This window comes from Limnohabitans sp. TEGF003, assembly GCF_055395455.1.
The window spans coordinates 2,359,231-2,382,054 of sequence record NZ_AP029225.1 but is presented as its reverse complement, the minus strand read 5'-3'; the positions used below and the strand labels follow the sequence as shown (position 1 = coordinate 2,382,054).

Sequence of the window (22,824 nt, the reverse complement as noted above, 5' to 3'; positions counted from 1 at the left end):
GCGCCATGACCGATGACTTTTTCCGCAACCGCCTGGACCAGATGATCGATTTGCGTCACCCGCTTGCGGTACTGGCCAACCGCATGCCTTGGCAAGAAATCGAAGCTTCCCTCGCCCATCGTTGGGCACGCCAGGTCAAGGCGGGCAAGAAGATCGAAGATTTGGATTTGTTTGGCCCGGTCTCGGCCGTTGCCGGTGGCGGCGTCTCCAATGCTGGCCGTCCTCGTTTGCCCACCCGTCTGATGGTGGCGCTGCTGTACCTCAAGCATGCGTTCAACGAGAGCGATGAAGACGTGATTCAGCGTTGGGGCGAGACCCCCACTTGGCAATACTTTTCTGGCAATGAGTATTTCGAGCACCAATGGCCGTGCGACCCGACACAACTGGGGCGCTTCCGTAAAGCCCTTGGCGAAGAAGGTGTGGAAGAGCTGCTGGCCCGCACCATGGAGGTGGCCGTCACGCTCAAGCTGATCGCCAAGAAAGAGTTGACGCGCGTGATCGTGGACTCCACGGTGCAAGAGAAAGCCGTGGCGCACCCCACCGACAGCAAGCTGCTGGAGACGGCCCGGTCCAAGGTGGTCGAGGTGGCCAAAGCCAATGGCATCGAGCTCAAGCAAACCTACGCCAAAGAAGGGCAACTGCTGGGCTACAAGGCTGGGCGCTATGCCCATGCCCGTCAGTTCAAACGCATGCGCAAAATGATCAAACGCCAGCGCACCATCGTTGGACGGCTGCAGCGCGAGGTGGCTCGCAAGATGACCACGCTCAGCCAAGCCATACAAGACACCTTGGGCCAGACCTTGGGCAAGGCCAAACGCTTGGTCACGCAGACCGGCAGCCGCAAGGCAGTGGACAACCGCGCCAAGCTCTACAGCTGGCATGCACCCGAGGTGGAGTGCATCTCTAAAGGTAAAAGCCGCAACCCCTACGAGTTTGGTGTGAAGGTGGGTCTGGCCATGACGCTCAAGGGCAATCTGATCGTGGGCGCCAGGAGCTTTCCCGGTAACCCGTATGACGGACACACCATGCACGAGCAGATCGAGCAAAGCGCCATCCTGATGCAAGGCTTGGGGGTCAAGCCCGAGGTGGTGTACGCCGACCTGGGCTACCGGGGTGTGGACAAGGACAACCCGCACATCGAGATCAAACACCGTGGCAAGGACAAGCGGCTCACAGATGAAGAGCGCAGGCTGCTCAAACGCCGCCAAGCCATCGAGCCGATCATCGGGCACCTCAAAGCGGATCACCGCATGGATCGCTGCCACCTCAAGGGCTCAGAGGGTGATGCGCTGCACGCGGTGCTGTGCGCGGCGGGCTACAACATCCGCTGGCTGCTGCGGATGATCGCCAAGAAAGGCCTGGGCCTTTTGTTGTGCCTGTTGCAGGTGAGTGGTTTAGCGGGTTTGTTTGAGAAATTGGCAGAAATCTTCGGCCTCAAACGACTGCAAAACTCAGATCAACGCTGGGCGCTGGCTTGAAATGAATTTTGCAGGGGCGACTCCATAGGCACCACTTGCGTTTGTGTGGACAAATAAAACTGACATATCCGAAGTAAGTGAAATCGACGAAATCAAAGAATAGCTTTTTTCGGCAGTTAGAGTAGTTTCACCAACGGTATTGGTTCTTATATTCCCAAAAAAATCTTTGCCAACGGTCCTAATTTGAACAATTGCGTCAATTCCCGTATCAGAAGAGCCTTGTACAGCTGCTCTGTATTTTTTGTTTCCATCAAAAGTAAAAGGTATGTGGGTATAGCCTATATTGACATAGGATATAGAGCCAATAGAAGAAAACCGTACAGTACTAGATGATCGAGAAACAGGGACATACTGTTTTACAATTTCCACCCATGCTTGGTTGGTTACTTCTTCGGTAGTGTAGACGCGAGTATCACGCGGCGCCAACACGAATTCACTCCCTGTAAAAACAGCGCCCTGGTTTGAATTAATACTTAAATTAAAAATAGGGTTAATTGAGCCAATAGAGCCCCCCAAAAGAATGCCGCCGGCTGAAGCTGTTAGTGAGAGGCCTTGCACTTTTGAATCAAAAGAATCAATCGTACTGTTGAAATTCAAATGGCCATTACTGGACGTAACAGTGCGGTCGGCCCCCTGTACCCTCACGGCCCCATTGAACTCGATGGTGCCGTAGGTAGCAATGTTGGCATTGAGGTTGATGTGGTTAGCGGCTGTGAGCGTGAGCGAACCGCCCCCCACGGTGCTGGCTGTAATGTCGCTGTTGACGCTGATATTGCCCAGTGAGGCACCTGGCGAGCCTGCCAAGCCTGTGCTCACGGTGACGTTGGTGCCCGCGTTGAGCGCGGTCACGATGCTGGACGCCAAAATGGTGCTGTCGAGTCCTGGCGTATAGGTGTAACTGCCCCCTGCGGCAGAGAACGCAGTCCCCGCAGCGCTGCTGCTGGCAATGATGATGTTGTAGGGGTCGAGCAGCCATTCACCGTTCTGGCCTTTGGGCGCACTGGCGCTCACATAGCTGGGCACGGCATCCAAATAAAAGCCCGAGGTCTCGATCTGCCCGCCGTTGCCGCCTTGTGCGCCGCCTTGCGCCTTGAGCGCGCCGTACACCAGCGTGGCTGAGTTGGGGTTGGCTATGTCGCTCCAAAGCACCACCGTGCCGCCGTGACCGTTTTCGGTGGCACTGGCGTCGATGCTGGCGCCTTGCGCCATGGTCACCGTGGTGGCCTGGTACAGCGCATGGGGGTCGTCAAACACACGGCGATCTGCATTTTGTCCGCCCTGCCAGTCCCCGCCCACCAGCACCTGGCCGCCACCAGTGGTTCCCATGGCGTCGATGCGCGTCTTGTCCAGCAGGCTGATGTGCTCGCCCAACAGTACGTTTCCGCCGCCCTGGCCACTGCGTCCACGGGTGCTGAGGGTGCTGTTGCCCATGATGGCCAGGCGGCCCTGGCCCGGGGCGTCGGGCGCGGGCTGTGGGTTGTTCGGCTGCGATGGCGCCTTGGCCCGCAGCGCGATCGTGCCGCCCTGGCCACCGCTGGCGTCCAGCGTGGCGCTGTTCAGTTCAATGTCGCCCTGCGCGGCGATGTCGATGGTGCCGCCTTGCGTGGCGGTGCCTTCATGGGTCCGGTCCTGTGTGGCCTGCACGTTCACGCTGCCTTGCAGGCTCACGTTGCCTGTGGTTTCGATCTTGAGCTGTCCGCCCTGGCTGGGCGCGCTCAAGTCGATGTTCCCGGTGGCTGTCTGCGTGAAGTGGGTGGCCTGCACCAGCACGTTGCCGGCGCTGTGCTGCGCGGTGGCGGTGTTCAGGCCGGTGGCGCTGATGCTGCCGCTGTTGAGCACCTCAGGTGCGCTGATCTCCACCTTGCCCGCCGGGCCGCTGACTGCTGCGGTGTTGCCCGCCGTGGCGTTGGCGCTGATGCTGCCGCTGTTGTCCACCCTGGTGCTGGCCGAGAGCATGATGCGCCCACCTTGCTGCTGCAGGCCGTTGGCCTCGATGCGGCCGCTGTTACGCACCACACCGCCCACCAGTCTGTCCATTGACTGCGCGCTGATGATGACCAGGCCACCCGGGGCCTGCACCGCATGTTTGTTCTCGACCAGAGCCGCCATCTGGCTGGGCTCGACCCGCAGGCTGGTCAGGCGGTTGTGGCTGTCAAACTTCAGGTCAATGGCTTCGCCTGCGGCCAGGGCCACCGTGCCCATCTGCGCAATCACCGCGCCCTGGTTGCGCACCTCGGGCGCCAGCAGGGCGATGTAGCCGCCCAAAGCGGCTTTGAGCTCGCCTTCGTTGACCACGCTGCCGGTGCTGCCGTTGCGTTCATAGCGGTTCTTGCCGGCCATGAAGTCTGCGTCGCTCATGCCGTGGGTGGTGGCCACCAGACCGCCCACATCCACCCGCGCATCCTTGCCAAAGTAGACGCCCGCCGGGTTGGTCAGCACCACCTGGCCGTTGGCACTGATTCGACCAAAGATCTGGCTGGGGTCTGAACTCATCACGCGGTTGAGCGTGACGCTGGCGGCGCTGGGCTGCTGGAACTGCACATGGGCGTCCTTGCCTACGTTGAAGGTTTGCCAGTTGATGGCGGCGCGTTGGGTGCTCTGGTTGATCACCATGTGGGCACCGTTTTGACTGATGCTGGCTTGACCGGCACTGACCTGGCCGCTGGTGGGCAGCGCCGTGCTGGAAAGGGGCGGTGGCGCGGTCTGGGCGTTGGCCACGGTGCCCAGCAAGCTGCCCATCAGGCTAGCCATGACGGCGGCCACTTTGACGCCCGAGCTGGGTTTACCTCTGGCCGAGACGGTTTCGGCGGCGGCCACATAGGCTTGTTTGCTGGCGTTCCAGATGCTGTGGAAGGTCTTGTTCATGGTCATGTTCCCTTGGGTCAGGTGCCTTGTTCGGAGCAGGGTTCTTGTGGTGTGGTTGGGTGTTTGGGGGGCGCTTGTGGCCTGGGCATGCGGTTGATCTCGCCAGCACCCTGTAGCAGGATGCGTCCGGCCTTGAGTTCTCCGGAAAAAGTGCCTTCAATGCGGCAGGTTCCCGTGCAGACAGCGTCTTCAAAGGTGCAGACACAGGCGCCTGCGCGAATGAAGGCCTCGTCGGTATCAAAGCTGCCGTCGAGCTTGCCGGCCATGTCCAGCTGTTCGCAGACGATGTGGCCGTGCACATCGGCGGTGTGGCTGCACACCACGGTCTGAGCCTGGATATGCCCCATCACGCAGCCGTGGATGTACACTTTGCCCAGGCTGTGGACGGTGCCTTCGATGGTGGTGCCGTAGCCAATGACGAGGTCTTGCATGAGGGGTGTTGTGGTCATGGTCATGCGTGCTGAGTTGACTGCCGCGTCGCTGCGCTCCTTGCAGTGACAAGGCTCTGCGTCATTGCGAGGCACGAAGCATCTGCGTCATTGCGAGGTACGAAGCAATCCATGGGCTCAAGAGCCCTTGGCCTTTTTGCCTGGCTTGTCGCTGGTCTTGCCCGGCTGGCTGCGCTGCAGCAGCGGCAACAGGTTGCGCAGCGAGAGCATCTGGGCGTGGATGGCAGCCAGGGACCCATCCTTGAACCAGGCCAGCACCTTGTCGTCGGGCAGCTGGCGCAGCTTGGCTTCGTCCACGATCCAGACGCCTTCGACCACGGCGCTGCGCTCATCGCCCAGCTTGACCTGCAGGTTTTGCTGCGTCAGCAGCTGGGCTTCGTGCAGCTTTTGCACCATGGCGGCGGTGGCCGTGGCCTGGTTCTGGAAGTCGGCCAGCAGATTCATGATGTTTCGGGTCAGCGCGGTAGGCTCGCCCTGGTCGTCAAACAGGGCATCACCGTCTGTGCCCAGCTGCGGCGCCGACAGATCGGCCGCGAGGCTGAGCTGCTGGTTGGCGCCTTCGGCCAGGATGAAGGGGTAGCGGCGCACGCTGGCGGGCACGTAGCGCGCGCTCCATTGGCCCTTGGCATCCACAAAGGCGTTGGCCCCGGCCTGCAGCCCCGTGAGCGCCAGGGCCATCCACTGGCCGTCCTGCCCCTGGGTGAAGACGATGGGGTATTCGAGGCAGGCCTCGGGAAACTCGGCTGCCAGCAGCGGCACCGCCTGGTTCTTGCTGGCAAAGCGGGCGTCAGCGGCCTTGAGCCGCAGGCCCTTGTGCTGCTCACGGTCGAGCACGGTGGGCTTTTGGTAGAAGAAGGCGGTGGTGGCGGTGTCTTGGCTCATGGGCTGGATGCGCTGGCGGGCGGTGGTGGTGTGGGCGGTGGTGAGGGGGCTGTTCTGAGCGAAGGCGCTGGTGGTCAGCGTCAGCAGGGCCAGTGCAAGGGCGCGCATGGAGGGGTACACGTTCAGGGCAGACATGGATGCCCGATCCAGTCGGGCATGACAGGGAAGGGACATGGATGCCCGATCGAGTCGGGCATGACAGGGATGGGGGTGGGCATGACAGGAGTGGGGGTGGGTATGACCAACCCTCTTGTCATCCTCGGGCTTGACCCGAGGATCCATCCCCCAAGGTGCGCGATGGTTTTTCATCAAAACGTCACGCTGGCGGTCAGCCAGAGGCGGTTGACCTTGAGCGTGCCGTCGCTGTCGGTGCCCGTCTGCGTGGGCTTGGGGTTGGCACCGTCGCGGCGCGACCAGGTCAGCTTGGAGACCAGGCCCATGGGGCCTTGCCAGCTGGCGCTCAGGCCGTGGCCGCGCAGCGTCAGGCTGCTGCGCTGGTCGCTGGCGGTGGCCGGCAGGCTCATCACCCGCCCGTGGTCGGCAAAGGCGCTGAGCACCCAGGCCGGGTTCAGGCGCCAGCGCCACTCGGCCGAGAGCACCTGGCCGCGCTCACCGCCGAGCTCGCTGACCGGGTAGGCGCGCACCGTGCTGGCGCCGCCGATGTAAAAGCGTTCAGACGAATCCAGCACCTGCGTGGCTTGCTGCCCCTGCAGGCTCAGCAGCAAGGAGTGGCTCTGCGTGAGCGTTTGCTGGCGGCTGAGGCTGTAGTTGAGCTTGTGGTAGTCGCGCCCGATGCTGTCGATCTGGCTGTGCGCCTGCATGGCCGTCAGCCGCCCCCACAGCAGCTGCACCGAGGCGCTGTTGGCGCCGCCCCCGCCCAGATCGTCAAAGCGGTTGCCCGACAGGCCCAGGCGCAGGCTGTGGGTCTCGTAGTCCGAGAAGCTCTTGGGGTCAGCCGCGTTGCTGTTGCGGTTGTCGCTGTGAAAGCCCTTGTTCTCCAGCCCGCCCGAGAAGTAGAGGTTGTGCAGCCGCGAACGCACCAGCGGGTAGCTCCAGTCCAGGCCCATGCTGCTCGAGCGCCCGTTGATCTGCAGGCTGGTGATGCTCTCAGGCCCGCCCACCACCCGGTAGTTCATGGACGAGGCATTCACGCCCAGGCGCAGACCGTTGTGGCCATAAGGCAGTGTGAGGGCCACACGGCCGTAGTCGCTGCCCTGGGTGTGCAGTCCGCTCAGGCTCACGAGCTCGCCGCGGGCAACGGGGCTGTTGATGTTGAGGTTGGCGGTGAGGCGTTCGCTGCCGGTCGAACGTGCGCCGGTGTTGTCCAGACCGATGTCGCCGTAGATCAAGGGCTCATCGGTGGTTTGCAGCACGAGGGCGGTTTCGCCATCGGCGCTGCCGGGGGCCAGGGTGCCGGCCACGCTCACGCCGGGCAGGTCGTCCGACAGCAGCAGGGCGCGGTCGAGCGCATCGCCGTTCAGGGGCTGGCCGGTGGCTTGCTGGCGGGTAAAGAAGGCTTGAATCGCATCGCGCTGCAGCCGCCTGGAGGCTTCGCCCTCAAAGCGCACACCGGCAAAGCGGGCCTCGACCACCTGCAACGTGACCACCCCTGCGCTGACGTCCTGCTCGGGCAGGTACACGCGCACGATCCAGCCGGCCTGGCGGTAGGCGGCGGATACCGCATCGGCAGCGCGCTGCAGGCCGGCAAAGTCAAGCTCGCGGCCGACGAACTCGCTCAGCGAAGGTGCCAGCTGCTCAAAAGACAACAGGGTGTTGCCAGCAAGGCGGAAGGACCGGGGTCGCACCGTCATGCCTGACGGGGCCTTGATCTCGGGCGGGGGCGTTACGCGCGGCGCTGGCGCTGCTTGCGGCAGGGGCAGCTCGCGCTGCTGTTCGATCTGCTGGCGCAGGCTGCCGGCGTCGGGTAGGCTTTGTGCCCAACTGCTGGCAGAAAACCAGAGTGCGAGAAAGGCCGAAGTAGTGGCAATCTGGGCGCTGGTGATCTTTTTAATTTGAGGCGTGCATACATCTGCAAGATGGTCGCCGCGCCTACAGCAGGTCCGGATAGACCGGCAATTTTGGTACATGAATTCACCCGATTGAATCAATACTGCGATAGATTACAAATACAGGTGTGATATTTATTTCTGATTATTTCAGCAGCGAGCGCTAACAGTTTGTCCGATGAGCACTAGGCGGCCCAGTGATTCTGCAGAAGTGCAGTTCGGGGCTTGCGATTAGCGCAGTTTGTCGGTTGACGCCAAGGCATACCGACGAATTCAATTGCAGCGGGCTTAGACCAGTTGAACCTGTCCAACGAGCTGATACCCCCAGTTACGGATGGATTTGAGGCTAAGCTGGTGACAGCCGGCCTGTTCCAATTTTTTTCGCAGACGGGTGCTGACGATGGCGAGCGCAGCCCTGGGATCTTCAGCGCCGCTTTTGTCAAGAATTTCTATAAGTTGCCATATTTCAAGACGCTTGTCTGCTGCGCGCGCCAGCGCGACAAGGAGAGCGATTTCCTGCCCGGTCAGATGAACTTTCAGCTGGTTGGGGCCTGACAAATGGTGAGCTACCTGGTCGAGCCGAAGTTCGTTGTACTGGCTTGTACTGGCGTGGAGGCGGCGCGAGAGAGCACGAATGGCTGCCAAGAGCTCAGACAGTGCGGCAGGCTTGGTGATGTAAATGTCCGCCCCGTGCTCATAGCCGAGCTTTTTGTCGTTTGGCAGGCCACGGGCAGTGACCATAATGATGCCCACATCAGGGTCGATGGCCCGCACGCGCGACACCAGTGACAGTCCGTCCTCGCCAGGCAGGTTCAGGTCGACCACCATGATGTCGATCCGCTGCCAGGAAGATTTTTCGGGCAAGGCTTCGGCGCAGTCCAGACCCAGCACCTGATAGCCCTGCCTTTGCAGGGCTTGCACGGTGGCTTCCCGCAGGTCGTCGTTGTCCTCGATCACGACGATGTTCAGGCCGGTAGGCACAGGCAAAACTCCACGCTGGAAGAATGGGCGTGATATTCAAGGCGCGCGCCCAGTAATTGAGCGAGGTTACGCGTCAGGTACAGCCCCAGACCTGATCCGCTTTGGCTCGCAGCGTCCGTGCCACGGTAATACTTCTCGAATATCCGTTCGGGGTCGGGAGCTCCGGCCGGGCCGATGGCATTGCGCACAATCAGCTTCCAGCTCGAAGCAGGTTGGTCTGTTGCCACCGGGACAGGCTGCAGCTGCACTTCTATGATGCTTGCGGGCGGGGCGTATTTCAAGGCGTTATCGATCAGGTTGGCCAGACAAATGGCAAGAAGACCGGAGTCTGAGTGCACGATAGCCGGTTTTCTTTCTGAAAATTTCAATCGATCAGGGGCGCTACTGCCTTGAATGCACTCCTCAACCAGCGTCTCAAGCGCGAGGGGCTTGAGCTCAGGGGTGAGTTTTCGGTGTTCCATCTGGTCGGTGATGGCGCAGCGGTCGATGATCGAATTGATGTTGGCCAGTGCCCTGTTGATTCGTGTGCGTTGCGGACCTGCCAGCTCGCTGTCATCCAGACTGATACGGATCACGCCCAGTGGGTTTTTGAGTTCATGGGTGAGCATGGACAAGAAACGCTCTTGCTCTTCGCGACGTGCGCGTTCGGTGTTGGCCAGTTGCTCGGCCAATCGCAGACGCACTTGCGCCTCTTGCTGCTGCTTGTAAATGCCCGAAGCGCGCATTTGCAAAAAAGCCATCATCGCCACGCTGCTCACCAGCATATAGGCTAGCAACATGTGCGAAGCCACCACCACTGGCGGGATCCAGCCCAACAGCACAGCACGGTTCACAATGATCAGCGCGGGAAAGATCATGTAAAGCCCCAGAAGGCTCCATCGGGGTATGAAGGGCGGGGCTGCGTCATGACCGTCGGACCATGCTCGCGTTGACAGTGCAGTGAAAAGCAGCACCAAGGGCAAGAAAATCACCACCCACGAGTTGATCGCGAAACCCAGAGGTGTGTATCCCACCAGCGTGAGCACGGCGGCCAAGGAACAAAAAAGTGCTGCCGCTCGCAGCAGCAAGATACCGACAGGGTGTGGCCTGAATTGCGACAGTAGTTTGATGTCAAACCAGATGAATGTGACACTCAAGGCGCATGCAATAAAGTTGGTGCTCCGGTCAGCCCAATCCGGCGGCAAGACATCCCAGTGAACCAGCAGAAACCCTCCCAAAACCGCAAAGGCGTAAGCGATGGCAGCTGTCTCTCGCAAGATGTAAAACACAATCAGGCGATCATGTAGCAGTTGCCAAGCCATGGCAGCCCAGCCCATGCAGATCAATAAAACGGCGACGTAGCCCACCGACCAAAGCGCTTGTTCCATGTCCAGCGCTCTTGCATCGGGCTCTGCCAAGACCTGAAGTTTGGTGAGCGTGGAAGAGGTCGTGGTGATGCGCAGCCACACATCACGCGGTTGTTGTCCTTTTTTTAGCAAAAAGTTCAAGTTCAGAGACCGGTAGGCATTGCCCTTGCGGCTGTGCCGGTCACCGTTCACTTGAGGCACAGTACCTTGGTACAGAGGGTCAAAGAGTCGCACATCGTCAAGATTGGGTGAGCGAATGCGCATAACCAATCTCTCGCTTGCCGAGTCGATGGCGAGCAAAGTGGGGTCTATTCGAACGCGCAGCCAAAAAGCCGATGAGCTGTAGCCTCGATTGATTTCTTTCGTGCCCAGGGGCTGCAATGTGCTTTGTTGTACCTGCTGCAGCGACATCTCTCCAGACGGGTCTTCCAACCAAGCACGTTCAGTCACCAAGTCCAGCGGCTGAGTCCAAGCCGCAGAACAAGCCAATGAAAAAAACAGGGTGAAAAGCTTGAGGATTTTGACCAATGAGATGTGTCAGGTTGTTGATATGGGCTGTTAATTTTGCCACTCATGTCCGCCGGACTGGCTAGCATCCAGGCGAAGAAACAAATATGGAGAAAGCATCTGTCATCCGGGAGAAGACCCGGGGTCCATTCTCCATGTAGACATAGATCCTGATTCAAGGTCAGGATGACGGGGGGCCGGCGCGAGCGATGTGCAGGCTGGGATGATCAAGGACGTTTGGCCTCACAGACAGCCTCCCGCAAGGAAGACTGCCTGTGCTATCAGTCCGGTCAGGCGTAATCGCTCAGCGGAATGCAGCTGCAAAACAGGTTGCGGTCGCCGTAGACGTTGTCCACGCGGCCCACGGGCGGCCAGTATTTCACGCTGCCCGGTACGCGGCCCTTGAGCGCGCCACCGACTTCACGCGGGTAAGCGCGGTTCCAGTCGGCCGCCATCAGGCTTTCGGCCGTGTGCGGAGCGTTCTTGAGCGGGTTGTTGTCCTGCGGCCAAGTGCCGTTTTCGACCTGGCGGATTTCCTCGCGGATGGCGATCATCGCGTCGATGAAGCGGTCGATTTCCTCCAGCGTCTCGCTCTCGGTGGGCTCGACCATCAGGGTGTTGGCCACCGGGAAGCTCAGCGTGGGCGCGTGGAAGCCGTAGTCCATCAGTCGCTTGGCCACGTCTTCGGCCATCACGCCGCAAGTGTCCTTGAAGTGGCGCAGGTCCAGGATGCACTCGTGCGCCACATGGCCGTTGTCACTGGCGTAGAGCGTGGGGTAGTGCGGTGCCAGGCGCTTGCTGATGTAGTTGGCCGCCAAAATCGCCGACTCGGTGGCGTGCTTCAGGCCCTCGGCACCCATCATGCGGCAGTACATCCAGCTGATGGGCAACACGGCGGCATTGCCCAGCGGCGCGGCCGACACAGCACCCACGCCATTGACCGGTACACCGCCTGTGGCGTGACCCGGCAGATAGGGCACCAGGTCCTCCACCACGCAGACAGGGCCAACGCCGGGGCCGCCACCGCCGTGCGGGATGCAGAAGGTCTTGTGCAGGTTCAGGTGGCTCACGTCACCGCCAAACTCACCCGGCGCGGCCACGCCCACCAGGGCGTTCATGTTGGCCCCGTCCACATACACCCGGCCACCGTGCTGGTGCACCAGCTCGCACAGGGCTTTGACCTGCGTCTCGAACACGCCGTGTGTGCTGGGGTAGGTGATCATCACGGCGGCCAGGTTGGCGCTGTGCTGCTCGCACTTGGCCTTCAGGTCGTCCATGTCCACGTTGCCGTTTTCGTCACACTTGGTGACCACCACGGTCATGCCGACCATCTGGGCGCTGGCGGGGTTGGTGCCATGGGCGCTGGACGGGATCAGGCAGATGTGGCGGTGGCCCTGGCCTTGGGCGCGGTGGTAGGCCTGAATGACCAAGAGACCCGCGTATTCGCCCTGGCTGCCTGCGTTGGGCTGCAGGCTGATGCCTTTGTAGCCCGTGGCCTGGCACAGCCAGTCGCGCAGCTGCTGGTCCAGCAGGGCATAGCCCTTCAATTGCGCGGCAGGGGCAAAGGGGTGGACGCCCGCAAATTCGGGCCAGGTGATGGGGATCATCTCGCTGGTGGCGTTGAGCTTCATGGTGCAGCTGCCCAGCGGGATCATGCTGCGGTCGAGCGCCAGGTCTTTGTCGGACAGCTGGCGGATGTAACGCAGCATGCCGGTCTCGGAGTGGTAGCGGTTGAAGACCGGGTGCGTGAGGAAGGCGCTGCTGCGGCGCAGCGACTCGGGGATCAGCGGGGCGATGCCCTTTTCAAACTGCTCGAAGGAGGGCAGTTTGGCACCGACTTTGGCGAACAGCCCCCACAGCGTGGCGATGTCCTCGCGGGTGGTGGTCTCGTCCAGCGTGATGCCCACGAAGCCTGCGCGGCCACCGGTGTAGCGGCGCAGATTGATTTCCTTGGCCACGGCTTGGGCATGCAGGGCGTCGGCCGCTGCAGCGCTGCCGCAGTCCACCGTGAGGGTGTCAAACGCCGTGCCGTGCAGCAAGGACGCGCCCAAGGCTTTGAGGCCTTCGGCCAGCACGGCGGTGTAGCTCGCAATGCGGCGGGCGATGCGGGTCAGGCCCGCAGGGCCGTGGTAGACCGCGTACATGCTGGCGACCACAGCGGGCAGCACCTGCGCGGTGCAGATGTTGCTGGTGGCTTTTTCGCGGCGGATGTGCTGCTCGCGGGTTTGCAGGGCCAGGCGGTAAGCGGGTTTGCCGTGCACGTCCACGCTCACGCCGACCAGGCGTCCGGGCAGCGAGCGCTTGTATTCGTCGCGGCAGGCCATGAAGGCCGCGTGCGGACCGCCTGCGCCCATGGGCATGCCAAAGCGTTGGGTGGTGCCCACCACAATGTCGGCCCCCATTTCGCCCGGCGACTTGAGCAGCACCAGCGCCATCAGGTCAGCGGCCAAAATGAAGGCGGCCTGCTTGCTGTGGATCAGGTCGGCGCTGATCTGCCAGTCGGCCAGCCAGCCGCTGCTGCCCGGGTACTGGTTGAGCGCGGCAAAGTAGTCGTCTTGTGCAATGGCCGCTTGCCATTCGTCGCCCGAGCGCACGAGCTTGACGGTGATGCCCAGTGGCGCGGCGCGGGTCTGGATGACCTCGATGGTTTGCGGGTGGCAGTCGCCGCTCACGATGAACACGTGGCCCTTGGCCTTGACCGAGCGCTTGGCCAGCGTCATGGCCTCGGCCGCTGCGGTGGCTTCGTCGAGCATGGAGGCGTTGGCGATCGGCATGCCGGTCAGGTCACACACCATGGTCTGGAAGTTGACCAGCGCTTCCATGCGGCCTTGAGAAATCTCGGCCTGGTAGGGCGTGTAGGCGGTGTACCAAGCGGGGTTTTCCAGGATGTTGCGCAGGATCACGCCGGGGGTATGGGTGCCGTAATAGCCTTGGCCGATGAAACTTTTGAGCAACTGGTTTTGCTGCGCCATGGCTTTGAGTTCGGCCAGCGCGGCGGCCTCGGTCACCGGGGCGGGCAGCTGCATGGCCTGGGCGCGGGCGATGCTGCGGGGCACGATGGACTCGATCAGGGCGCGGCGCGAAGCCTCGCCGATCACGCTCAGCATGTGCTGCTCGTCAGCGTCGCTGATGCCGATGTGGCGGGCGATGAATTCGGACGGATTTTCGAGTTCGCCCAAGGGCTTGAGGGTGGACATCAGCATGTGTGGCTCCGTTTAAAACATTCGGCAAGCGGCACGTCATGCCACTTGCCCAAGGTTCTCGGGCTGTCATGCCCGACTCGATCGGGCATCCATGGACCCCGGATCCAATCCGGGGTGACGTGAGCAGGTTTAACCTGCCGAGAACTTGTTGTATGCCGTCTCGTCCAGCAGGGCGTCGGCCTGTGCGGGGTTGGACAGCTTGACCTTGAAGAACCAGCCTTTGCCCAGGGGGTCGGTGTTGGCCAGCGAGGGGTCGCTGCGCAGTTCTTCGTTCACCTCGGTGATCTCGCCGTCCACGGGCATGTAAACGTCAGCAGCGGCCTTGACCGACTCGACCACGCCTGCGACCTCTTTGGCAGCAAAGGACTTGCCGACTTCGGGCAGGTCCACAAACACCACATCGCCCAGCGCGTCTTGTGCGTGGTGGGTGATGCCGACGACGGCGGTGTCACCGTCAATTTGCAACCATTCGTGGTCTTCGGTGTACTTGATCATGTGGGAGCTCCTTGTGTGTTGGGGTATTCAATCGGGGTCAGATCCCCATTGTTTGGCTTGTCAGGATGTGTGGATTTAATTGGGATCTGACCCCGATTAAGTTCAACCGCGGTAATAACGGTTGGGCACGAAGGGCAGGGCGCAGACGGTCATGGGCACGGCTTTGCCGCGCACCATGGCGTTCAGGCGTGTGCCTGCTGGCGCGTATTCTGCCTGCACATAGGCCAGCGCCACAGGCTGATCGGCCGTGGGGGCGAGCAGGCCGCTGGTGACTTCGCCCACTTTCTGGCCTGCGTCGTTGTGCAGTTCCACATGCTCGCGCACCGGCACGCGCTCCAGGGCCACCAGGCCCACGCGCAAGCGCTGCGCCGGGCTTGTGCCGTCGAGCTGGGCCAGGATTTTGGCGGCACCGGGGAAGCCGCCTGCACGCGCGCCTCCTGTGCGGCGCACCTTTTGCATGGCCCAGTTCAGGCCCGCCTCGACCGGGGTGGTGGTGGTGTCGATGTCGTTGCCGTACAGGCACAGCCCGGCTTCCAGGCGCAGCGAATTGCGGGCCCCCAGGCCAATGGGCTTGACTTCGGGCTGGGTCAGCAGGGCGCGTGCAAAGGCATCTGCCGCGTGGGCGGGCAGGGAGATTTCAAAACCGTCTTCGCCTGTATAGCCGCTGCGGGTCACGTACAGATCGGCGCTGTTCCACGTGGCGGGCGTGCCGGTCATGAACACCAATTTTTCAACGCCGGGCAACAGGCGCTGCAAGGCGGTCACGGCCTGCGGGCCCTGCAGGGCCAGCAAGGCGCGGTCAAATTGCGGCGTGATGGTGCAGCGGCTGCCGATGCGCTCTTGGATGTGGGCCAGATCGCCGTGTTTGCAAGCCCCGTTGACGATCACAAAAATATCGCCGCCGTTGGCCACATCGCGGTTCACGAACATCAGGTCGTCGATGATGCCGCCCTCGTCATTGAGCAGCAGGCCGTAGCGCTGTTTGTGCACGCCCAGACCCATCACGTCCACCGGCATCAGGCTTTCGAAGGCGGCGGCGGCATCGGGCCCGCTCAGGCACAACTGGCCCATGTGCGAGACGTCGAACAAGCCTGCGGCGTTGCGGGTGTGGTGGTGCTCGGCGACCAGGCCAGCGGGGTATTGCACCGGCATGCTGTAGCCCGCAAAAGGCACCATGCGGGCGCCCAGCTCGATGTGCAGGGCGTTCAAAGGGGTGGTGAGCAAGTCGGCAGCAGCGGTCACAGGAACTCCAAGGGCAATGAACAACCACAGCACATGCTGTGGCTTGCCCTCGCTGTCCGCTTTACCTGAGAGATTCGCCGGGACCATTCGGCCTGAAAGCCGGACGTTCTGCGGTTTGCTCCTTCGGTGGATGCCGTGGCCCGATGGCCCGGCACCTCTCTCCAGTGAGGTAACGCCTTGATGAAAAGCGTTTTGTCAGTCCTTTTGCCTGAGCGTTCAGCAGTTTTTCAAACCGCCTGCGCCTTCGGCGGCCTGACTTGTTTCGCGAGGGAAGCCAAGTCAGGCGCTCTCCTGACAGGGGTGGATTCTAGCTTTATTTGGCGTACACCAGATCCCGCAAGGTCAGCGACAAGGCAGGTACATAGCTCACCACCATCAGGCAAACCAGGATCACCAGCACGAAGGGGATCAAATCTTTGATCATCCGATCGAGCGATATGCGCGCTACCGTACAGGCCGCGAACAGGTTCACACCGAATGGCGGTGTGATCATGCCCAGCGCCAGATTGACCACCATGATCAAGCCAAAGTGAACCGGGTCGATGCCAAAGTGCATGGCCACAGGGGCGAGAATGGGCGCCAACACGATGATGGCGGCGCTGGTTTCAATGAACATGCCAATGAAAAACAAGGCCACGTTCACGCCCAGCAGGAAGTAGGCGGGCGACTTGAGCACGTCTTCCAGCCAGTGACCAATCGCTTCAGGCACCCCTGCACGGGTGATCAGGAAAGCGAACAAACCCGCGTTGGCGATGATGAACATGATCACCGCGCTGGACAGCACCGATTTGCGCATGATCACAGCCAAGTCTTTCAGCTTGATTTCGCGGTAAATGACCGTGCCGACGATCAGCGCGTAGAACACCGCCACGGCCGAGGCTTCCGTGGGCGTGAACACACCGCCGTAAATGCCGCCCAAAATGATGACGGGCATCATGAGCGCCCAACCGGCTTGCCACGATGCTTTGCCAAAACTCAAGCGTCCATCGCCATCGTTTTTGCCCCAGCCTTTGTATTTGCAATACACCCAGACCCAGAACATCAAGGCGACGCCGATGAACAGACCCGGACCAAAACCGGCAATGAACAATTCGCCAATTGAGACTTCGGCACTGACGCCGTAAAGGATCATGGGAATCGAGGGCGGGATGATCACACCCAACTCGGCCGACGTGGCTTGTAAAGAAGCCGCATAGGTGGTGGGGTAGCCGTGCTTGATGAGCGCCGGGATCAGGATGGTGCCGATGGCGAAGGTGGTGGCGACCGAGGAGCCCGACACCGCCGCAAAAATCATGCAGGTCAGCACGCAGGTCATGGGCAAGCCGCCTTGCACGCCGCCCACGATGCTCTTGGCAAACTCCACCAGGCGACGGGAGATGCCGCCGGTTTCCATGATGTTGCCCGCCAGGATGAAGAAGGGGATCGCAGCCAGCGGGAATTTGTTCATCGAGTTGAACATCTCCTTGACGGAGATGAGCATGTTGGCATTGCCGATCTGGATGCCGACGATGGCCGACAACCCAATGGACACGGCCACCGAGATGGTGAGTGCAAAGCACAGCACCATGGTGCAAAGCATGACGACGCTCATTGTGCGGTCTCCAGTTCCAGACGCTGGGGATCCAGCCAATTGCCAATGATGCTGATGACGCTGAAAGCCGCGCCGACGGGCAGCGCCATGTACGCCCAGAACATGGACACGTCTTCAAGCCCGATCATGGACTGGACCTTGCCGCGGTTGGCGTAGTCCCAGCCCCACCAGATGATGATGCACACCAAGGTCAGTGCAGCCAGTGCCACGGCGGTGTCGAGAAATTTCTTCATGCGCGGGCCGCTCCAGCGGTAGAGCACGTCCACGCTGACCATGGCGCCTTGCCGAAAGGCCATGGGGATGCCCATGAACACCATCCAAATGAGGCTGAAGCGGATGATGACCTCGGTCCATTCAATGGGGGTTTCCAGCACGAAACGGGTGAAAATTTGCAGCATGCCCAGGCAAGCTGCGACAGCCAGCATCAAACAGGCCACGAGCATGGAAAAAGCGGTGGTCCACTTTTCCACACTCAGATAGAGCGAACGCATAAAACTTCCTTCTCGACAAAATCAAAAAACGCCCGCCAATTCTGCATTGGCGGGCGTTTTGAACAAGCGCTAAATCACTTGAAGTTGCGGATGCGGTCCAGGTTGGCTTTGCCGAACTGTTTTTCAAATTCGGCCATGGCAGGACCCATGGTGGCCACGAACTTGGACTTGTCCACGTTTTCAATGATGGTCATGCCTTTCTTGCGCAACTCGGCCACGCCATTGGCATCGTCCTTGTCGACGCGGGCACGGTTGGCCTTCACGGCTTCTTTGGCGGCATCCAGGAAGATTTGCTTGTCAGCGGCGCTGAGCTTGTCAAAACTGCCCTTGTTCATCAAGATCACCACGGGTGAATAGACGTGGCCAGTCAATGTCAGGTGTTTTTGCACCTGGTCAAAGTTGGCCGCCATGATCACGGACAGGGGGTTTTCCTGGCCGTCCACGGTGCCTTGCTGCAAGGCGGTGAACACTTCGGGGAAGGCCATGGGCGTGGTCACAATGCCCAGGCTCTTGTATGCCGCGACGTGGACAGGGTTTTCCATGGTGCGCATCTTCAGACCCTTCAGGTCACCGGGCTCGTTGACGGCGCGCTTGCTGTTGGTCATGTGACGCACGCCGTTTTCACCCCAGGCCAAAGCCTTGAAGCCTTTGGACTCGAATTTGGTCAGCAGTTCCTGGCCAATGGGGCCGTCGAGCACGGCGCGTGCATGCGCTTTGTCACGGAACAAGAAAGGCACGTCCAAAATGCGGGCCTCAGGCACGAAGTTGGGGACGGGACCGGTGGATGTGGTGGCCAATTCCTGGGTACCCAGCTGGACCGATTCGATCGACTCGCGCTCACCGCCTAAAGAACCCGAGTAGAAGTTCTGGATCTTGATGCGACCGTTGGTCCGCTTTTCCACTTCTCTGGCCAGCGTGTCGATGGCTTCGCCTTGGTGGGAGTTCTGGGCGACCGAAATGCTGTTGCGCATGGTGATTTGCGCAGAGGCCGTGGATACGATGCCGATGGCCAAGCTCAGGCCCAACATCAGTTTGCTCAATTTCATTCGTAGCTCCTCGTGGATCAATGGACGATGACGAATTGGGGATCAATTTGTCATACAAGTTTGATTATGGGGTGCCCGCAGAGCGGTTCGACTACGGGTTTTCGAGGGGGTGCTGATGCCTTGGTGACGCTGTGGTCGCCTTGCAAAAAAAGAGGCCCTACAGGGCCTCTCAAAGTGAATGCACAGGACTTACATGCCTGTGTAGTTCGGTCCACCACCGCCTTCGGGCGTGACCCAGACGATGTTTTGGGTCGGGTCCTTGATGTCGCAGGTCTTGCAGTGCACGCAGTTTTGCGCGTTGATCTGCAGGCGGTCGGAGTTGTCTTCGTTCTTGACGAATTCGTACACCCCGGCCGGGCAGTAGCGGCTTTCTGGCCCGGCGAATTTGGCCAGGTTGATGCCCACGGGGACAGACGCGTCTTTCAGCGTCAGGTGGGCCGGTTGGTTTTCTTCGTGGTTGGTGTTGCTGATGAACACGCTGCTCAAGCGGTCAAAGGTCAGCTTGCCATCGGGCTTGGGATAGACGATTTGTTCGCACTCGGCAGCAGGCTTGAGGTACGTGTGGTCGGCCTTGTCGCGGCGCAGCGTCCAGGGAATGTGGCCACGCAGCACAAACTGCTCAAAGCCGTTCATGAGCGTGGCGACCGTCAGGCCCTTCTTGAACCAGCTCTTGAAGTTGCGCGACTTGTTCAGTTCGGTGTAAAGCCAGCTGGCTTCAAAAGCCTCGGGATAGGCCGTGAGTTCGTCGTGCTCGCGACCCGCCACGATGGCGTCATAAGCCGCTTCGGCGGCCAGCATGCCGGTCTTGATGGCGGCGTGGCTGCCCTTGATGCGGCTGACGTTCAGGTAACCGGCGTCGCAACCCACCAGTGCGCCGCCCGGGAACACGGTCTTGGGCAGGCTCATCAGGCCGCCTGCGCTGATGGCGCGGGCACCGTAGCCGATGCGCTTGGCGTTGACTTCGCCCTGGTCGTTGGTGAAGTACCACTTGATGTTGTTGTGGGTTTTCCAGCGCTGGAACTCTTCAAACGGGCTGAGCCAGGGGTTGGCATAGTCCAGACCGACCACATAGCCGATGGCGATCTTGTTGTCTTCCATGTGGTACATGAACGCACCACCGTAGGTGTCGTTGTTCATGGGCCAACCGGCGGTGTGCATGACAAAACCAGGGGTGTGGCGTGAGGGGTCGATTTCCCAGACTTCCTTGATGCCGATGCCGTAGGTCTGCGGGTCGCGGCCTTCGTCCAGCTTGTATTTGGCGATCAACTGCTTGCCCAGATGGCCGCGTGCGCCTTCGGCGAACACGGTGTATTTGCCGTGCAGCTCCATGCCGAGCTGGAAGTTCTCGGTCGGCTCGCCGTCTTTGCCAATGCCCAGATTGCCGGTGGCCACGCCTTTAACCGAGCCGTCCTCGTTGTAGAGCACTTCGGCGGCGGTGAAGCCGGGGAAAATTTCCACACCCAAATTCTCGGCCTGCTGGGCCAGCCAGCGGGTGAAGTTGGAGAGGCTGATGATGTAGTTGCCGTGGTTTTGTGCGCACTCGGGCAAGAAGATGCCGGGGGTGCGGGTGGCGCCGGTTTCGCTCAAAAAGCTCCAGGCGTCATCGGTCACGGGCTGGTTGAGGGGGGCACCGCGTTCTTTCCAGTCGGGGAAGAGCTCGGTCAGGGCCTTGGGGTCCATGATGGCGCCGCTCAGGATGTGGGCGCCGGGCTCGCCGCCCTTTTCCAGCACCACCACCGACACGTCGGTGCCTTTTTCAGCGGCCAGTTGTTTCAGGCGGATGGCCGTGGACAGGCCAGCGGGGCCGCCACCGACCACGACCACGTCGTAGGGCATGGATTCGCGGGGGCCGTAGGTGCTGAGGATTTCTTCGGGGCTCATGAAAGTCTCTTTGAGGATAGTTGCGGATGCGTGACCCGGGCGCAGGGCTTGTCGGGCGTGTGACTCATTTTATGCATCTTGAGCGCCGTTCCCCCGCACAATGGCGTCAGCCGTTGCAAGCAACGGACGCGAAACCCTTGGAAGGATTTGTCATGGCTTATGAAATCGATTTGTCGGGCCGCGTGGCCCTGGTCACTGGCGCATCGGGTGGTCTGGGTGCGCAATTTGCCAAAACCCTGGCCGCTGCCGGGGCGGGCGTGGTGCTGGCCAGCCGCCGCATGGACAAGCTCAAGGACCTGCGGGCCGAGATCGAGGCGGCGGGCGGCGACGCGCATGTGGTCGAGATGGACGTGACCGACCGCCACAGCATCGCGGCGGCTGTGGCGCATGCCGAAACCGAGATGGGCAGCATCGACATTTTGGTGAACAACTCGGGTGTGAGCACCACCCAGCGCATCCAGGACGTGACCGAAGAGGACTACGACTTCATCATGAACACCAACGTGCGCGGTGCTTTTTTTGTAGCGCAGGAGGTGGGCAAGCGCATGCTGGCCCGGGCCAAAGGCGCAGCGCCGGGCAGCTTCACGGGCGGGCGCATCATCAACATCGCGTCGATGGCGGGCCTCAAGGTCTTGCCGCAAATCGGGGTGTATTGCATGAGCAAGGCGGCGGTGATCCAGATGACCAAGGCATTTGCGGTGGAGTGGGGGCGTTTTGGCATCAACGTGAACGCGATTTGCCCCGGCTACATCGACACCGAGATCAACCACCACCACTGGCAGACCGAGCAGGGCCAAAAACTCATCAGCATGCTGCCACGCAAGCGCGTGGGCCAGCCGCAAGACCTGGACGCCTTGCTGATGCTGCTGGCCAGCGACCAGAGCCATTTCATCAATGGTGCGGTGGTCTCGGCCGACGACGGCTTTGCAGTGTGAGGGGCAAACCATGAAGCTGGAGCTGCCCGAGCGCAAGAAACTGGTGCACGAGTTGGTCATCCCCATCCGCTGGGGCGACATGGACGCCATGGGCCATGTCAACAACACGGTGTACTTCCGCTATCTGGAGACCACCCGCATCGACTGGTTCGACAAGATCGGCTTTGTGCTGAATCCGCAAGGCGAGGGGCCGGTGATCGTCAATGCCTTTTGCAACTTCTACAAACAGTTTGAATACCCGGGCAACATCCTGGCCAAAATGTTTGTGAGCGATCCGGGCCGCACGACCTTTGAGAGCTGGTGCACGCTGGAGCGCACCGACCAGCCGGGCGTGGTGTTTGCCGCAGGGGGGGCGACCACGATCTGGGTGGACTTTCCCCAGCAAAAAGCCGTGACCATGCCCGACTGGGTGCGGGCTTTGGTCAGCGACTGAGCGCTGTTTTTCGTGGGAGCGCGCCCCTGTGCGCGAATGCCTTAAGCGGCCGATGTGGCGGGTACGCCCACCGCACGCCACTGGTCGGCGTGGCTTTGCAGCCAGTCTTGTGACAGCGTGGCGCTGCCCACCTGCATGGGGTGAAAGTCTTTGCGGGTGTAGGCCCAGATGGGTTTGGCCACACGCCAGACCATGCCGTGGCGACCGAACAGGAATTTTGCAGCGGACCACCAGGTCGATGGCTTGAAGAGCGTTTTGTCGTGCCACAAGTTGTTGATCGTCTGGCGGAAGACATCGGTGCTGAACTGCACGGTGACGTACCAGAACCAGCGCATGCGCCACTGGTGGTTGCCGCCCAAGCGCTGGTAAAGGTCAAAAGCCACGCATTTGTGCTCGGACTCTTCGGCCGCGTGCCAGCGCCACAGGGTTTTGAGGGGTTCTTCGGCCCCGGCGAACCAGTCGCCCGGCTGGTCGATGCGCTCGAGCGTCAGGTCACCAAAGATGGAGGTGTAGTGCTCAAAAGCGGCGGTGATCGCCAGCTCGTGCAGATAGCCCTTGTCGCTTTTGCTGAAAAATTCGTCACGGCCTTTTTTCAGGCGCTGCTCGGCGCGTGGTCCCCAGTGGTTGACCAGGCCTTGTTTTTCCAGGTGGGCGTTGTACAGGGCATGCAGGTGGCGGTGGGTGGCTTCCTGACCGACAAAGCCTTTGGCAATTTGCTTGAGTTCGGCGTTCTCGGGCGTGTCGGGCAGCTGCTTGGCCCCGGCTTTGACGGCATCGATGAACGATTGCTCACCCACCGGAAAGCTCATGGACAAGGCGTTGGCATAAGCCGTCAAAAACGCATCGCCGCCGTTCCAGTGGCGCGAGAAACCCTGGCTCAGGTCCACGCTCAAGCGGCGCACGGTCAACTCGGTCGGGGCGGCGGGGTGGGTGCTCATGGCATGTCTCATGGTGATATAGGTCAGAATGTGAGCATTGTTCAGGTTTTGCAAA

At 61.1% G+C, this 22,824-nt stretch carries 17 protein-coding genes and 2 riboswitches; of the genes, 3 read left to right on the top strand and 14 right to left on the bottom strand.

Annotated features, from left to right (window positions below; translation table 11 throughout):
- Positions 1-5: 5 nt before the first annotated feature.
- Positions 6-1,478: an IS5 family transposase gene (locus ACZ5RT_RS11620; protein ID WP_464452555.1), complete on the top strand. Its 1,473-nt coding sequence runs from the start codon at positions 6-8 to the stop codon at positions 1,476-1,478.
- Here ACZ5RT_RS11620 and ACZ5RT_RS11615 read toward each other — a convergent pair.
- The 13 genes from ACZ5RT_RS11615 to ACZ5RT_RS11555 all read right to left on the bottom strand — a co-directional run bounded on the left by ACZ5RT_RS11615 (position 1,452) and on the right by ACZ5RT_RS11555 (position 20,463).
- Positions 1,452-4,343 carry a two-partner secretion domain-containing protein gene (locus ACZ5RT_RS11615; protein WP_464452554.1) on the bottom strand — a complete coding sequence of 964 codons (2,892 nt, stop codon included), beginning with the start codon at positions 4,341-4,343 and terminating at the stop codon, positions 1,452-1,454. The two genes, ACZ5RT_RS11620 and ACZ5RT_RS11615, sit on opposite strands and share 27 nt — an antisense overlap.
- 17 nt (positions 4,344-4,360) lie before the next feature.
- The gene (locus tag ACZ5RT_RS11610; RefSeq protein WP_464452553.1) at positions 4,361-4,792 is read right to left on the bottom strand and encodes a bactofilin family protein; all 432 of its coding nucleotides are present in this window, start codon (positions 4,790-4,792) and stop codon (positions 4,361-4,363) included.
- Positions 4,793-4,909: 117 nt separating this feature from the next.
- On the bottom strand, positions 4,910-5,809 hold the full coding sequence (locus ACZ5RT_RS11605; protein WP_464452552.1) for a SapC family protein: 900 nt from the start codon (positions 5,807-5,809) through the stop codon (positions 4,910-4,912).
- Positions 5,810-5,982: 173 nt separating this feature from the next.
- The gene (locus ACZ5RT_RS11600; RefSeq protein WP_464452551.1) at positions 5,983-7,761 is read right to left on the bottom strand and encodes a ShlB/FhaC/HecB family hemolysin secretion/activation protein; all 1,779 of its coding nucleotides are present in this window, start codon (positions 7,759-7,761) and stop codon (positions 5,983-5,985) included.
- A gap of 207 nt (positions 7,762-7,968) precedes the next feature.
- Positions 7,969-8,661, bottom strand: coding sequence for a response regulator transcription factor (locus ACZ5RT_RS11595; protein ID WP_464452550.1), 693 nt, complete (start codon positions 8,659-8,661; stop codon positions 7,969-7,971).
- Complete coding sequence (locus tag ACZ5RT_RS11590) at positions 8,646-10,535, bottom strand: sensor histidine kinase (protein WP_464452549.1); 1,890 nt, start codon at positions 10,533-10,535, stop codon at positions 8,646-8,648. Before ACZ5RT_RS11590 ends, ACZ5RT_RS11595 begins: the two co-directional genes overlap by 16 nt.
- A 269-nt stretch (positions 10,536-10,804) precedes the next feature.
- Entirely contained in the window at positions 10,805-13,717 is a 2,913-nt protein-coding gene (gcvP, locus tag ACZ5RT_RS11585; protein ID WP_464452548.1) for an aminomethyl-transferring glycine dehydrogenase, read from the bottom strand.
- Positions 13,718-13,846: 129 nt separating this feature from the next.
- Positions 13,847-14,212, bottom strand: coding sequence for a glycine cleavage system protein GcvH (gene gcvH, locus ACZ5RT_RS11580; RefSeq protein WP_464452547.1), 366 nt, complete (start codon positions 14,210-14,212; stop codon positions 13,847-13,849).
- A 102-nt stretch (positions 14,213-14,314) separates the two neighbouring features.
- Positions 14,315-15,454: a glycine cleavage system aminomethyltransferase GcvT gene (gcvT, locus tag ACZ5RT_RS11575; RefSeq protein WP_464452546.1), complete on the bottom strand. Its 1,140-nt coding sequence runs from the start codon at positions 15,452-15,454 to the stop codon at positions 14,315-14,317.
- Between the two features lie 42 nt (positions 15,455-15,496).
- Positions 15,497-15,629, bottom strand: a riboswitch (glycine riboswitch).
- An 11-nt stretch (positions 15,630-15,640) separates the two neighbouring features.
- A riboswitch (glycine riboswitch) is annotated at positions 15,641-15,758 on the bottom strand.
- Positions 15,759-15,767: 9 nt separating this feature from the next.
- Complete coding sequence (locus tag ACZ5RT_RS11570) at positions 15,768-17,045, bottom strand: TRAP transporter large permease (RefSeq protein WP_464452545.1); 1,278 nt, start codon at positions 17,043-17,045, stop codon at positions 15,768-15,770.
- Positions 17,042-17,536: a TRAP transporter small permease gene (locus tag ACZ5RT_RS11565; RefSeq protein ID WP_464452544.1), complete on the bottom strand. Its 495-nt coding sequence runs from the start codon at positions 17,534-17,536 to the stop codon at positions 17,042-17,044. Before ACZ5RT_RS11565 ends, ACZ5RT_RS11570 begins: the two co-directional genes overlap by 4 nt.
- A gap of 74 nt (positions 17,537-17,610) precedes the next feature.
- On the bottom strand, positions 17,611-18,582 hold the full coding sequence (locus ACZ5RT_RS11560) for a TRAP transporter substrate-binding protein (RefSeq protein ID WP_464452543.1): 972 nt from the start codon (positions 18,580-18,582) through the stop codon (positions 17,611-17,613).
- Between the two features lie 189 nt (positions 18,583-18,771).
- Positions 18,772-20,463, bottom strand: a complete 1,692-nt coding sequence (locus ACZ5RT_RS11555) for an electron transfer flavoprotein-ubiquinone oxidoreductase (RefSeq protein WP_464452542.1) — start codon at positions 20,461-20,463, stop codon at positions 18,772-18,774.
- A gap of 152 nt (positions 20,464-20,615) precedes the next feature.
- On the opposite strand from ACZ5RT_RS11555, the gene ACZ5RT_RS11550 reads away from it, so the two are divergent.
- Together ACZ5RT_RS11550 and ACZ5RT_RS11545 are read left to right on the top strand one after the other, a co-directional pair.
- The gene (locus ACZ5RT_RS11550; protein ID WP_422172213.1) at positions 20,616-21,398 is read left to right on the top strand and encodes an SDR family oxidoreductase; all 783 of its coding nucleotides are present in this window, start codon (positions 20,616-20,618) and stop codon (positions 21,396-21,398) included.
- Positions 21,399-21,408: 10 nt separating this feature from the next.
- Positions 21,409-21,831 carry an acyl-CoA thioesterase gene (locus ACZ5RT_RS11545; RefSeq protein WP_416558722.1) on the top strand — a complete coding sequence of 141 codons (423 nt, stop codon included), beginning with the start codon at positions 21,409-21,411 and terminating at the stop codon, positions 21,829-21,831.
- 41 nt (positions 21,832-21,872) lie between these two features.
- On the opposite strand, the gene ACZ5RT_RS11540 is transcribed toward ACZ5RT_RS11545, so the two are convergent.
- Positions 21,873-22,769, bottom strand: coding sequence for a metal-dependent hydrolase (locus tag ACZ5RT_RS11540; protein WP_422172215.1), 897 nt, complete (start codon positions 22,767-22,769; stop codon positions 21,873-21,875).
- Between the last annotated feature and the right edge of the window lie 55 nt (positions 22,770-22,824).